Below are 13,015 nucleotides of genomic sequence, written 5' to 3' on the forward strand. Positions count from 1 at the left end.
GCCCATGCGAGCAGTCCGCTGAACGTTTTGCTTCCACTGGCCAGCATGTGGGGTTGGCTTCCGTCGTACCCGTTCTGGTATTCCTCAAACAGAAGCGAGTCCGAGGTGGCAATGAGGACCGCGTCCCCTGCGTGACGAGCAGAGTAGTCGTCGGCCAGACGGAATCGATGCGCATCGGTGGTGTCGGTTGGAGCACGGGTGCCGGTCCCCGCGCTGCTGCATCCCGCGCCGGCTACATCGATTGCAGCGGTCAGGACGAAGAGGAGGCTGATGCGAAGAATGGTGGATGCCGGCATGGGTCGAGGGATGATCATCGGAAAAGATACGGACGTGTGGCACCCGGCATACACCGCTCCCCCCTGTGCCCCCCTAAGCCCCGGGTCGCACCGGCGTTTCGCCCCGTGGCGCACCTCCGACCGGTCCGCCATGCGCATTTCCTGATGCGCCACCGGCGCAAACAGGTGCCCCGCCCTTGCTACTGCCGGGGAACAGCGTCATTCTCTGACACGAGTCGTGCGATGTTCGACGGCTTTCTTGATCCGCTTCCACGGGTGGATGCGCAGCTGGAGACGTCATTTCCGCTCCGGTCCATCGATGCACGACACCGCTGCTTCGTCATCGCAGTTGGGAAAGCGCTCGACCGGTAGTACGGTCATCGATCCGATCTCGTATCACGATTTTCCATCGATGCGACCGAACGAAGGTGACCTTCATGACCCGACGTCAGATTCTCTTTCCGTTCCTCTCCCTCCTTCTGCTTCTGCTTGTCAGTTCGGCCACGATCGGCTGTCAGCCGGAGGATGAAGTACAGGCCACGCCACCCCCGGATCGAAGTACCGAGATCCCCATTACCACCCTCTCCGAACGGGCCCGGGCCCTCTTTCTCGATGGGATGTATGATCTGGAGGTCGGAAATAACCAGGCCGCGCAGACGCACTTCCGGGAGGCCGTGAGCATTGATCCGGACTTTACGTACGCCTACGTGCACCTGGCGGATGTAGCCGCGTCCCCCGAGACGTTCGAGCAGAGCGTCGCAAAAGCAATGGCGACGAGCGCCGACAAAAGTGAAGGGGAGCGGCTGCTCGCGCAGATCCGGCAAACCTACATCTCCAACGACGCGGAGCTTCGACTGACGCTTGCAGCGGACCTGACGGAGGCGTACGCCGAGTCGGCTTATGCATGGGTGGAGCGCGGCAGCGTGTACAGTTCGCGGGGCGAGGTGGAACAGGCGAGGGCAGCCTGGGTGCGGGCGTCCGAGCTGTCGCCGAACCTGGTGGCGTCGAATGTTTTGCTGGCCACTTCATACACGCTGGAGTCCCCACGCGACCTCGAGCGCGCCATCACCTATGCACAGCGCGCGGTAGATAGTCAGCCGGAGGAAGCTGTGCTGCGCATCTGGCTCGGCGATGCACACCGCGGGGATGGCGACCTGGAGGGCGCCCGGCTCAACTATGAGGAGGCCACGCAGCTCGATGCGGCGTATGCACCGGCTCACGTCAAGCTGGGGCACGTTCACTCGTTCCTCGGCGACGTCGATGAGGCCCGGGCGAGCTACGACGTCGGTGTCGAACGGGCGGCTGGCGTGGAAAAAGCCCAACTGGCCAACTACCGCGCGTTCGTGTCGCTTCACGAAGGCAATCCGAAGGCGGCCTACGACGAACTCGGCGACATCGTCGCCATGATCGAGGGGATGGATCTCCCGGCCTCCGAGAAAACCGGCGTGACCTTCTTCACGCTGACGAATCAGTTCCTGGTCGCCGCGCACAACGATATGATGCGGGAGGCGGAGGCGACCCTCGCGCAGCGGCGTCAACTCTCGCTGGATGTGGCCGAGCGGACGGCCGATGCCACCATGAGAGCCAACATGGAGAACGACCGGTTGTACTGGGATGGCTACCTGGCGGCGGCCAGCGGCAACACCGATAAGGCCCGGGAGGTTGCGGCCCAGTACTACGAGCGCGTCAAAGCCCAGACGGACCCGCAGCGGTTCCAGAATCAGCACCACCTCCTCGGCGTTGCCGCGCTGATGGACGGTGACGGGGAAACGGCGATGGAGCACCTGTCGCAGGCGGATCTCAACAACGTCGGAATTCGGTACCAGCTGGCGCAGGCGCACGAGATGGCGGGGGATACCGATGGCGCAATGCGCCTCTACGACGAGGTGGCGCGGTACAACTTCAACTCCGTCGAGTTCGCCATCGTCCGAGACGACGCAACCCGCAAACGGCAGAGTTGAGTCATGCGACCACAGACCGTCCGCACAACGGCCCCCTCCGGATTTCCCGGGGCGGGCCGTCTGCGGTTCGTCCGCGGTTGATCGTTTGCTGCAGCCCCGGGGAGATCACAATAGGAGCTATTGGCTCCGGTGCGCGTTTCCTCTTCCAGAGCTACGAAGCGCCCGTATCACGGTATTCGTGTCTCGTAGGTAGTCGACCCTTGAACGCTGATTTGTATGTCATCGACCTCATCGACATCGACTGACCCGCCGGAGGTGACCTGTGCAGAGGCCATCGACGCAACGGCCCACGACACGACAGGTCTCGTCAGGGTCGAGCTCGATACGACGCACGGTCGCCTTGCGCTCGACTATGACCGGACGCGCCTTTCCGAGCGCGAGGCCGAGCGGCTCGTGCGCGAAATGGCCGCGGCCATCATCCAACCAATGTCTGCCTGCACCATGCGTCTAGAACGGCGTGGCGGACGGAGTTGTGAGACGTGCGCTCTGGCTCTCGAAAATCGGCTTCGATCGGTACCCGGCATTCAGGACGCAGAGGCGTCGTTTCGAAGCGGGATCCTACGGGTGGCGTACGATCAAGGCGTGACCTCGCCCGAAGACCTCGTTCGAACCGTTCACTCGCTCGGCGAGTCGGCGAAAATTCCGACATCGCACGACACCGGTGACCCAAAGGAGGCTCCGGTTGATCGGGTCCGGCTTCGTCGGGAGTCGATTTTCGCCGTGTTATCTCTCGCCGGCATGGTGGGCGGACTGGTCGCCGGCTGGCTCGACATGCCCGCGATCGTGGGCTGGATTAGCTATACGGTGTCGTACGTCTTCGGCGGGTGGTACGGACTCGTGGCCGGGCTGGAAACGCTCCGCCATCGCGCCGTCGACATTGACCTGCTCATGATCCTCGCCGCCGTCGGGGCACTTGCCATCGGGGCGCCCTTTGAAGGGGCGATGTTGCTCTTCCTGTTTTCCCTGTCGAACGTCCTTCAGCATTACGCCATCGGGCGATCGCGGCGGGCCATCGAAGCCCTCATGACGCTGCGGCCCGAGGAGGCGCAGATCCGCCGGAACGGCACAGAAGTGACGCTGCCAATCGACGAGGTGGACGTGGGCGACGTCTTCGTGGTGCGTCCAGGCGACCGCGTACCCCTCGACGGTACGGTGGTCGCTGGGGAGAGTGCCGTCGACCAGTCGGCACTGACCGGCGAGTCTGTGCCGATCCACAAGGCCGCCGGGGACGACGTATACGGCGGAACGATCAACGAGGACGGCAGCCTCGACGTGCGCGTGACGCGTCGAGCGACGGAGTCGGCCATTGCGCGCCTCATCAGCATGGTCGAGCAGGCGCAGGGGCAGAAGGCGCAGACGCAGCGACTCATCGACCGGCTCGAGCAACCCTACGTTCTGGGCGTCCTCGGTTTGACGGTCACCGCGGCCGTCGTCGGGCTGCTCGTCGGTGAGACCGCAGGAACGTCTCTGTACCGGGCGATGACGCTGATGGTGGCCGCTTCACCGTGTGCGGTGGTGATTTCGACGCCTGCGGCGGTGCTCTCGGCCATCGCGGCAGGCGCACGGCGCGGTGTTCTGTTCAAGGGCGGGGCCCACGTCGAAGCGGCAGCGTCGGTGCGTGCGGTTGCATTCGACAAGACCGGCACCCTCACGAAGGGCGACACCGAACTCACGGACCTCGCTGCTCGCCCCGGAGCCACGCTCGGCACGGAGGGTCTGACGGAGGCTCGCCTGCTCACGCTGGCGGCGGCGGTACAGTCTCGCTCGGAGCATCACCTGGCCCGGGCCACCGTCGCCGCAGCCGAGGCGCGCGGACTCGACCTTCTGCCGGTTTCCCGCTTTCATGCCAGCGTTGGGAAAGGCGTTCGTGCCGATGTTGACGGGCGCACGGTGCACATCGGCAATCCATCGTATTTCAAGAGCCTCGACGCCGAGGCGATGATGGGCCTGGACGAGGGGCTGAAGGCTGTTCGGGCATGGCAGCAGGAGGGTAAGACCAGCGTTATGGTCGCTGCCGAGATGGATGCAGGTGTGCAGGTGATCGGTTGGATCGCCTACGCCGATGTCGTCCGCGACGAGGCGCGTCGCACCGTGGAGGCCCTTCGGGCTCAGGGCATCGAACATATCGTCATGCTCACGGGTGACCACGCCACCGTTGCTCGCCGGATTGGTGAGGCGGTTGGGGTGGATGCGGTGTACGCCGAACTCCTGCCGGAGCAGAAGGTCGACCGCGTCCGGCAGCTCGTGGCCCACTACGAATCTGTGGCAATGGTGGGCGACGGTGTAAACGACGCACCGGCTCTTGCCACGGCGACCATCGGTGTGGCAATGGGTGGGGCGGGGACTGACGTCGCCCTTGAAACCGCGGATCTGGTGCTAATGGGCGACGATCTGACGAAGCTCCCGTATGCGTTTTCGCTCAGCCACGCCACCAGGCGTACTCTACGCGTCAACCTGTCCATCGCGTTTGCGGCCATCATCGTCATGATCGGCACGATCCTCACCGCCGGTATCGCGTTACCGGTGGCAGTCGTCGGTCATGAGGGCTCCACCGTGGTCGTTTCCCTCAACGGACTCCGGCTCCTGGCTTTTCGGGAATAATGCCGGGCGTGCTCCGTCAGGGTCCGCGCGGTCCGCGCCTTCCGCGCCACATAGGACGTCCGTCAGCCGTCCGGAGCTGCAGGGATCGGTCGCGGTGCCTCATCTGGGTGGCGATCAGGGCTGTCTCGCCCCGAACTGTGACGCGCGAACCGGTTACCTTGATCTCGTCCCCGACCCGAAGCGGCTGCTCTTGATCCTCGACGAAATCGGCCGGTCCGAGATGCACCGGGAGCGTCGCCGCACCCGTGTCCAGCATAATGTGGATGCCGGTCGTGGTTCTCCGACCGGGAGAAGGGATGCGGTCGATCCGTGCGATGATTCCGCGCAGTGTGTCGAGGGTGGCCGGGTCGTACAGGCGGGTATACGTGCTGTCTGCGACCCAGCGGCTCTGCCCGTTCTGCGCCTGAAGGCTCCCTGCCCCCATCGTGCTGAGAATGAGGAGAGTGCCTACGATGGCCATCAGGGGGCGGCTCCGTGCGATACCCATGGTTTGCGTTCGGCGTGCGTCGTCAGGAAGTAGGTGCGGTCAGACGCAGCATACAACCTGGTTGCGCGTGACGGTAACGGGGATCCCCGGAGGTGGATGTCCTCCTTTGTTTGGGACATGTGTCCGGGTATCCCGCCACGCCGGAAGGCACTCGGCTCGGAGGGCTTCCGTCATTTCGTATGCATCCGGCCACTATATCTCGGGATCGGCCTTTTTCAAAATGAAGAGACCTTCCTGCATGCTGGTCACGACGACCACGCCGTTTTCGAAGAACGGGTAGTTGCTGAACGCGCCTTCGAAGACCGGGGCGTCCGGGCCGAAGGGGAGCGTGTCGAAGTGACCGATCTCCCGCGGTGCGGTGGGGTCGGAAACGTCCACGACACGTAGGCCGCTGGTGTAGTTGGTCTGGTACATCGTGTCGCCGCGGATGTAGAGGTTATGGTCAGCGGCGGCAACCGGAAGGAAAAACTCCGTCACCAGCTGCGGATCGTCGAGGCGGCTGACGTCCCAGACCATCGTCCGCGTCCGGTCGGTGATGCCGCTCATCTCGTCCAGCTCGTCGTTCACGAACAGGTACTGCTGGTCTTCCGTCAGCCAGCCCTGGTGGATGTACGCGCTGCGGGGATGCTCGGCGCGTGAGAGGTTTTTCGGATCGGATTTATCCGTCACATCCGCGATGCTGACGGCCGTTTCGTTCGACGCAAAGCAGATCTCCTGGCCCTGGAAGCGCTCGTCGGGCCCCTGATAGACGACGCACTGCGTGTCGTGTGTGGTACCGGTACCCGTCATGCCGGTCCCGACGTCCGTGTAGCAGCCGGCGAACGTCGGCTTTGTCGGTTCGCGTACGTCGACCATGTGAAGACCGCCGCCGCACGTCTGGCCACCGCCGTTCGACCCGACCACGTAGGCGAAGCCGGTGTCCTCGTTGATGAACACGTTATGCGCGCTATGAATGCCGTCGTATACCGTCGTAGCGGCAAATGTCGCCGGGCGGTCCGCCTCCGCCACATCTCGTAACTGCGTCAGGTCGAACACCTGCATGCCGTGTTCGCCGACGTTGTCCGCGACGACGAACGCGTGGTTCTCGTAGACCTTGACGTCGCGCCAGATCTTGGCCTCCGTGCCCTCCGTGGCCGGGAGCTCGCCGACGAAGGTTGGCTGCATCGGGTCGGTCACATCCACGAAGGCGGTCCCGTCGACGCGCCCGACGAGGGCGTAGTCACGCCCGGTGTCCGGGTCGGTCCATCCCCACACGTCGTTCACGCGCACGCCGGGTGTATCGCTGAGCGCGTCCACCGGGAGGAAGGAGAGGAGGTCGACGTCCTGGCAGTCGAAGAGCGACGCCTTGCCCTCCGCACAGGGCGTTTTCGAGCCGGTGACGGCGGTGAAGATGTCACGCTGTGGTGCGGAGATCGTCGCGTCGAGCCAGCGGTCGGCATCGCCATCGAAGGCGGCGATGGCGCTGGAGCCCGTCATCCGGGCCCCGTAGTCGTCGCCGGGCTGCGCCGCGACCACACGATTGGAGTGGGCGACCAGGACGCCGCCGAGGCGGTCGCCGGGCGTGCTCGCAGGGTGGGCGAGCCGCTCAGACTGCATCGGTTCGGCACGGGAAAAGCGATACACGGCGCCGGTTTTCTTCGCGGCGCCGGGAGCGCCGACCCACGTGAAGGCATCGGTTCGTGCGAGGGACTGGCCAAAGCGACCGTCCCGCGGTGCGTCGAAGGCCATCATGACGCCGTCGACCGTCCACCGTCCGTCGGAGAAACGGGCCACCTGTACCGCGCCGCGATGGTCGATCGCATCCGGCGTACCGATGAGGAGCTCGTCGCTGTCGAGAAGCAGCGAGGCGCCGAAGCGGCCTGTCATGCCGGTGAGCGTTTGCTGCTGGACCCATTCATCGTACTCGTTTGCGAAATACTGAACCTGTCCGGCTCGACCGTCGGCATCCGGCGCGCTGATGAACAGGTCACTCTCGCGCACGGCGATCGCGTCCCCGAAGCCGTCTCCGTTCGATCGATCCTCCGGGGCAATCACGTGGGCGGGCGACCAGCCATCACTCCCTTCGTTGAAGAGGACGACGGCTCCTTTTCCGGGGTCGAAGGTGAAGGGCGGATCGGTGACGTTGACAGCGATCGTGTTTCCGTCGATCGCGACGGTTGTAGCGAAGGCTCGCTTCCGCGGGCCGGACATCACCTCGTTCGGAGGCATCAGGCGGGCTGTTTGCGTCCAGGCCTCGCCGCTCCGCTCGAACACGTAGGCGGTGTTGGAGGACGAGGCGCCGACCACGAGCCGGTCGCCATCTACGGCAAGTGCCGCCCCGAACCCGTCGCCGACCTCGGCCTCCGCGGCGGTGAGTTCGCTGTGCTGCTCCCAGTTGGAACCGGTCCACCGGTAGACGAGGACCCGTCCCGGTGCGTGGATGCTTCGCGCTTCCCCTGCAAAGAGGAAGTCGCCCGAAACGGCCAGGGCATGGCCGAACCCGCCAGCCGCTGATGCCGCCGGCGTGCCGGACGGTGCGGTCTGCGCGAGGGAAGGGGACACGGCGAGTCCGATCGCGAGGATCAGACCCGTGAGACGGCGGAGAAAGGAAGCCATGGTGGGGGCGATGCGTGAGGGACGGGAAAACACGGTTCACATAATCCGAACTGTTTCGCACTTGTACAACCGGATGCGACGATTATCAGCCTGCGCTTAGAAACCGGTTGCCGAATTCCATTTCGAGAATATGTAGAGCCGTTGGCCCATCCGAAGCTGCGCCGATTGTGTAGACGACTCGTGGTACCCGTGTTTATCGTTCGCATGCTCGACGTGCGGCCATCGTCCCTGTCCCACACGGGGCGTGCCTCGTTCGAGCATGAGTGTCTGCGCCGGTCTCCAGAGGCGCAACCGGTTCTTCGGCCCGGAGGCCAGGTACACCCGCACGTAGCCGGACTCCGGTTCGTTCTCTGGCGGGAGGTGCGTGGCTCAAACGCTTGTTGTCGCATAGACGGCGCTGTCGTCGAACCCCGGTTCACCACCAGAGAAAACGGTGAAGCCGTAGCGGGCTTTTTGTCCCCCCCAATGTGTCCCGGCAGGTATGTCGTTTCCATCCCGGTTCTTCGGTGAATTACAGCGTCGCAGCGTGGTGAAGGTGGCGGTCGGCTACGCCGTCTCCGGATGGCTGCTCGTGCAGGTCGCCTCCATCGTGATCCCCGCCTTCGGGTGGCCGGAGTGGGTGATGCGCGCCACGCTCATAGCACTCATCGCGGGATTCCCCGCTGCATGCGTACTTGCCTGGGCCTACGAGTGGACGACGGCGGGCATTCAACCGGAAACGGACGGGGACGCGCACGAGCCTCTCGCTGCTGCATCTGCAGACACGCCGGCAGGGGAAGGGGTGTCCTCATCCACGTCGGTGTTCCAGCGACTTGCTTCCTGGGAGGTGGCCACCGTTGCCATCGTGATGGCGATCGCGCTCGGAACGGGGCTATTTACCCTCTCGTCGACGCATGCCGAAGGCCCGCGTCACATCGCCGTCCTCCCGTTTCGCGTGCTGAGCGCGACCGAGCCCGACGCGGACGTGCTCGCGGCGGGCCTGATGGAAACACTGACGAGCGCCGTTACCCAGTTCGGGCGGTTCGAGGAGGCGCTCTGGGTGGTCCCTGCGGCGGAGATTCCCGCAGCCATGACGCCCAGTTCCGCCCGGCAGCAGTTCGGCGTGTCCTTCGTGGTCAGCGGAAGCATGCAGTTCGCCGGTCAGAGCGTGCGTCTGACGCTCAACCTGATCGACGCTCGTACGGGCCGGCAGGTCGAGTCCCGACAGGTGGACGTCCGCAGCGGCCGGTTGCTCGACCTCCAGGACGAGGCGACCCGGCACCTCGCGCGGATGCTGGACGTGCGCATTCCGCGCCAGACATCGGAACAGCGGCGGGGCCGCCCGCTGGACCCGGAAGCCGGACGGCTCTACGTAGAAGGGCGCGGGCGCCTTAGGAACGCCGCGACCGTTGACGACGTCGACGCCGCCATCGAGCGATTCGTGCGGGCGGTTGCCATCGATTCCACCTTTGCCCTCGCCGCGGCGGGGCTCGGTGAAGCCTACTGGCAGAAATATCAACGGACGCAGGACGTCAAGTGGGTGAACGCCGCGATCTGGCAGAGCCGTCGAGCCCTGTCGATCGACTCCACGCTCGCCCCCGCATGGACGACGCTCGGCATTCTGCGCAGCGATCAGCAGCACGACGAAGCCGCCATCGAAGCGTTTCAGCGGGCCATCGGCATCGACCCGGGGCTGTCGGATCCGTACCGTCATCTGGCCACCGTGTATCGGCGGCAGGGGAACCTGGTCCGGGCCGAAACGACGTACCGGGAGGCGATTGCACGGCAGCCGGAGTACTGGAAAAATTACAACCTGCTGGGCGCCTTCTACTACAGCCGGGGACGGTACGACGACGCGATCGCGCAGTACACCCGCGGGCTGCGTCACGCGCCGGCGAATCCGACGCTCTTGAACAACGTCGCGGTCGCCCACTGGCAGATGCAGGAGCTGGATCGAGCCGTCGTCGCGTTCGAACGGCTCGTCGAACTCGATTCGACGGATGCGTCCGCGGTACCGAACCTGGCGACGGCCTATTTCTACCTCGGTCGATATGACGACGCGGCTTACCTGTATGACCGCGCCCTGACGCAGTATCCCAAAGACTACGGGCTTGCCGGTGCCCTCGCCGACGCGCAGACGTGGAGTGACCGCTTCGCCGGGGATGCCCCGAACACGTATCGGCGGGCTATCGACCTGGCGCGTGAACAGCTCTCCGTCCGCGAAGAAGACCCATGGGTGCTCGCCAGTCTCGCCCAGTACTACGCGCGCCTGACCCGGCTCGACAGCGCACGCGTCTGGTTGCAGCGCTTACGGAAGGCAACCGGAGACCGTGAGAGCACCGACGTCGTCATGTCTTTTAGCATCGGCTCGCTCTACGAGTCGATGGGCGAACGCGACGAAGCCTGGGCCTGGATGAAACCGGCGCTCGATCGGAATTACGGCCAGATCCAGCTCGCTTACTCCCCCTTTCTCGCCGACCTCCGCCAGGACCCGCGCGCCGCCGCCATCCTGGCGTCGAATCCCGCTTCTGCGACCGCTTCATCCGTGCAGCAGGAGTGACGCGGCATGCATCGTCGCGTGCTCGCTGCTGGCCCGCTTTCTATGCGTCACCGACTCTCTATTATCCATTAGCCCCCGCGTTCGATGTTAAAAGGTCAACTGTCGTTTCTGAGCCTCATTCTCATCTTCTGCATTCCTCCGCCGGATGTCGCCGCACAGAGCCGGTCCGACCGCTACGTTATCCGCGTGTTCGAGCAGGCGGACGTCTGCCGCTATCAGATCCAGGATCACGCCGATCAGGACCTTTTCCATATTCGTCCCGGCGGAACGGTGTCGATTCAGACCAAAGAAGCCCTTTGGGTCGATGTCGCGATTCAGGACGATTCCCGGGGGACGCCGGGCACCCGGAGCCGCCGTTCCGTTGCACTGCGGCGCGCGAACGACGGCGATGTGATTACGGCTCGCAGCTCCATCGGTCGATCGACCGAGCACAAGGTGCAGATTCAGTGCTGTGTGGAGCGCCGTGAGCGGGAAGAGTGCCCGAAGTGGATGGATGCGCTGCCCCCGCGGACGGCGATGGGCATGGTCGATCCGGGGCTGACCAGCCTGCCGGATCGGGGTCCGGCTGCCGGGGCCATGACCGAGCCGGCGCTACCTCCTGGCGGTCCGGTGATGCGCGTCGACGAGAACTGACCGGGGCGCACCGTCGCCTGCCATTCGTCCGCGCGATCCCTTCCTGTTCAACCCGAACGCCCCGTTCAGCATATGCCGAACGGGGCGTGAATCTCACCGGGACGTTGCTCTATCGAACGACCGTCAGTCGCGTGCTTGTGGGGGTTCCGGCCCCCGATACGCGCACCAGGTACGTACCGCTCGCCCAGGTCGACACGTCCAGCGGGAACCGGTGCTCCGGGCCGGCCGAGAGCGTGCCCTCGTGGACGAGCGCCTGCCGGCGGCCCAGCAGGTCGAAGACCTCGATCGTGACGTCCTGCGATTTACGAAGGACCAGACCGATCGTCGACGTCGTGCGCGCTGGATTCGGCGACGGCGCGGCGAGGCGGGCGGGACCTGCGGGTTGGATGCGCACGGTTCGCTCCGCTGACCGGGTCGTTGTGCCATCCAGGTCCACCTGCGCGAGACGGAAGCGGTGGATGCCCGGGTCGAGCGATGGCGTCCGGAACCGGTAGTCCTGTCCGATGTCCGTCGTTCCAGCGCCCTCGACGAACCCGATTCGGTTCCACGCACGATCGCCCGTCGTGTGTTCGATGTGGAAGCCGCTGTTCGACTGTTCGGAGAGAGTGGTCCACGACAGCAGCGCGCGCCCGTTGTCCGACACCGCGTCGAAGGACGAAAGCTCCACCGGCAGCGCGTTGAAGGCCGAGTTCGACCCCATCCCGAATTGCGAGAAGCTGGAAACGGTGGCGCAGACCGACGATCCGTTCACCGTCGAGTTCAGCGGCGACCAGGAATCGCTCGAAAGGTCGCGTTTCAGAAGAACGACTTTCTGGACGTCCTGCACGCCGGGGACCGTCGAGGCGTCGAAGCAGACCTCGGCCGTAAAGCCGTCGAGGGTGTCGTCGACATCGTAGACCAGGTAGTACTGGCCGTCAAATATCACGTCCGGTGTGATGGAGGTGCCGTCGCCCGACGTGGCGGAGGTCCCGTCGAAGGTGCTGTTGTAGGGATTCCGGTTGTACGTCGCGAGGGCCAACTGGCCGGCGGCCGTGCTGCCGGAGGCAAACGAGATCGAGAGGCGGTTGTCGCTCAGGATCGAGCCCGTCTGTCCCGACGCAATGCTCGTCTCCGCAAAGTCGTCCGAGATTGCCGTCAGGGAGACCGTGTAGGACCCGAATCCATCGCCCTCGACGGTCGCGACCGTGAAGCCGGCGTCTGGAGAGATGAACTCGTACGTCGTGCTCGTAATCTGCGAAATCGTCGTTTCTCGCCGGATGCGCATCACCTCATAATCGCCCGCCGGAGTCCGGAGCGTTCCGTAGCCCTCCACCGTGCCGTCGACGGTGATGCTGCTCATCATGCCGAAGCTCGTCTGGGTGGAGGTACTGCTCCACGTCGTCGGCGTGGGGGAGAACACGAGGGGCGTGCTGTACTGGAGGAGGGGCGGATCGTACGTAATCGTGCTCGAAGAGCCGGACAGGTCGGTCACAGACCCGTAGCTGTTGTCGCCCTCCGTCGCGCCCGACGTCTCGATGGATTGGTAGGAGTAGATCGTGCTGAGTGGGCCGCCGCTCGGTCCGCGCAGATCGAGGGCAAACGCCTCGGACGCCTGCGACAGATAGCTGTCGTTGGATCCGGGCCAACCGAGGGCTTGCGCCTCCGCGACGGTTCGGTACCGGATCAGCCCTTCGCCGACGAGGGAGAAAGTGAAGGGCCGAAGGTCGTACACCTGCCCGGAGCCGGTGGCATTGATGAGGGTGCTCAGGTCCGTATTCGTGTTGGGATCGAGCGGGTCGGTGTCGAAGACCTGCGCGACCTCATTCGTCCCAATCAGGTCAAGCAGGTCCTGACTCGTGATCTCCGTGACCTGCGCGGAGGCCGGGGAGGGAAGGCCTGGTAGCAGGAGCAGGCAGACGAGCAGGATGGACGTGCGTAGCGAAGA

The 13,015-nt window shown here is 64.8% G+C and carries 8 protein-coding genes and 1 pseudogene; 5 read left to right on the forward strand and 4 right to left on the reverse strand.

Features of this window, described 5'->3' with window-relative positions:
- A pseudogene (locus ACFCU0_RS14200) lies at positions 1 to 296 on the reverse strand (hypothetical protein); the annotation flags it as partial.
- Positions 297 to 518: 222 nt separating this feature from the next.
- Between ACFCU0_RS14200 and ACFCU0_RS14205 the strand changes: the two are divergent.
- The 3 genes from ACFCU0_RS14205 (at position 519) to ACFCU0_RS14215 (ending at position 4,837) form a co-directional block, all read left to right on the forward strand.
- Positions 519 to 647 carry a hypothetical protein gene (locus tag ACFCU0_RS14205; RefSeq protein WP_434974341.1) on the forward strand — a complete coding sequence of 43 codons (129 nt, stop codon included), beginning with the start codon at positions 519 to 521 and terminating at the stop codon, positions 645 to 647.
- A gap of 65 nt (positions 648 to 712) precedes the next feature.
- Entirely contained in the window at positions 713 to 2,236 is a 1,524-nt protein-coding gene (locus ACFCU0_RS14210) for a tetratricopeptide repeat protein (protein ID WP_434974342.1), read from the forward strand.
- 402 nt (positions 2,237 to 2,638) lie between these two features.
- Positions 2,639 to 4,837, forward strand: a complete 2,199-nt coding sequence (locus ACFCU0_RS14215) for a heavy metal translocating P-type ATPase (protein ID WP_434974348.1) — start codon at positions 2,639 to 2,641, stop codon at positions 4,835 to 4,837.
- Between the two features lie 16 nt (positions 4,838 to 4,853).
- Here ACFCU0_RS14215 and ACFCU0_RS14220 read toward each other — a convergent pair whose 3' ends face one another.
- Positions 4,854 to 5,297, reverse strand: a complete 444-nt coding sequence (locus ACFCU0_RS14220; RefSeq protein ID WP_434974343.1) for a hypothetical protein — start codon at positions 5,295 to 5,297, stop codon at positions 4,854 to 4,856.
- A gap of 219 nt (positions 5,298 to 5,516) precedes the next feature.
- The gene (locus ACFCU0_RS14225; protein ID WP_434974344.1) at positions 5,517 to 7,919 is read right to left on the reverse strand and encodes a choice-of-anchor B family protein; all 2,403 of its coding nucleotides are present in this window, start codon (positions 7,917 to 7,919) and stop codon (positions 5,517 to 5,519) included.
- 481 nt (positions 7,920 to 8,400) lie between these two features.
- Between ACFCU0_RS14225 and ACFCU0_RS14230 the strand changes: the two genes are divergently transcribed.
- Both ACFCU0_RS14230 and ACFCU0_RS14235 read left to right on the forward strand, forming a co-directional pair.
- Positions 8,401 to 10,458 (forward strand): tetratricopeptide repeat protein, encoded by a 2,058-nt coding sequence (locus ACFCU0_RS14230; RefSeq protein WP_434974345.1) that lies wholly within the window; start codon positions 8,401 to 8,403, stop codon positions 10,456 to 10,458.
- An 84-nt stretch (positions 10,459 to 10,542) separates the two neighbouring features.
- Positions 10,543 to 11,091: a hypothetical protein gene (locus tag ACFCU0_RS14235; protein ID WP_434974346.1), complete on the forward strand. Its 549-nt coding sequence runs from the start codon at positions 10,543 to 10,545 to the stop codon at positions 11,089 to 11,091.
- Positions 11,092 to 11,200: 109 nt separating this feature from the next.
- On the opposite strand, the gene ACFCU0_RS14240 is transcribed toward ACFCU0_RS14235, so the two are convergent.
- Positions 11,201 to 13,015: T9SS type A sorting domain-containing protein (locus ACFCU0_RS14240; protein WP_434974347.1), on the reverse strand; the 1,815-nt coding region annotated here is incomplete at its 5' end.

It is taken from the genome of Longibacter sp., assembly GCF_051155795.1.
Taxonomy (GTDB): domain Bacteria; phylum Bacteroidota; class Rhodothermia; order Rhodothermales; family Salinibacteraceae; genus Longibacter.

What these genes read in the sequence shown, in the direction of transcription:
- ACFCU0_RS14205 (WP_434974341.1), top strand. Translation starts at nt 519, where the DNA reads ATGTTCGACGGCTTTCTTGATCCGCTTCCACGGGTGGATGCGCAGCTG.
- ACFCU0_RS14220 (WP_434974343.1), bottom strand. Translation starts at nt 5,297, where the DNA reads ATGGCCATCGTAGGCACTCTCCTCATTCTCAGCACGATGGGGGCAGGG.
- ACFCU0_RS14230 (WP_434974345.1), top strand. Translation starts at nt 8,401, where the DNA reads ATGTCGTTTCCATCCCGGTTCTTCGGTGAATTACAGCGTCGCAGCGTG.
- ACFCU0_RS14210 (WP_434974342.1), top strand. Translation starts at nt 713, where the DNA reads ATGACCCGACGTCAGATTCTCTTTCCGTTCCTCTCCCTCCTTCTGCTT.
- ACFCU0_RS14225 (WP_434974344.1), bottom strand. Translation starts at nt 7,919, where the DNA reads ATGGCTTCCTTTCTCCGCCGTCTCACGGGTCTGATCCTCGCGATCGGA.
- ACFCU0_RS14215 (WP_434974348.1), top strand. Translation starts at nt 2,639, where the DNA reads ATGGCCGCGGCCATCATCCAACCAATGTCTGCCTGCACCATGCGTCTA.
- ACFCU0_RS14235 (WP_434974346.1), top strand. Translation starts at nt 10,543, where the DNA reads ATGTTAAAAGGTCAACTGTCGTTTCTGAGCCTCATTCTCATCTTCTGC.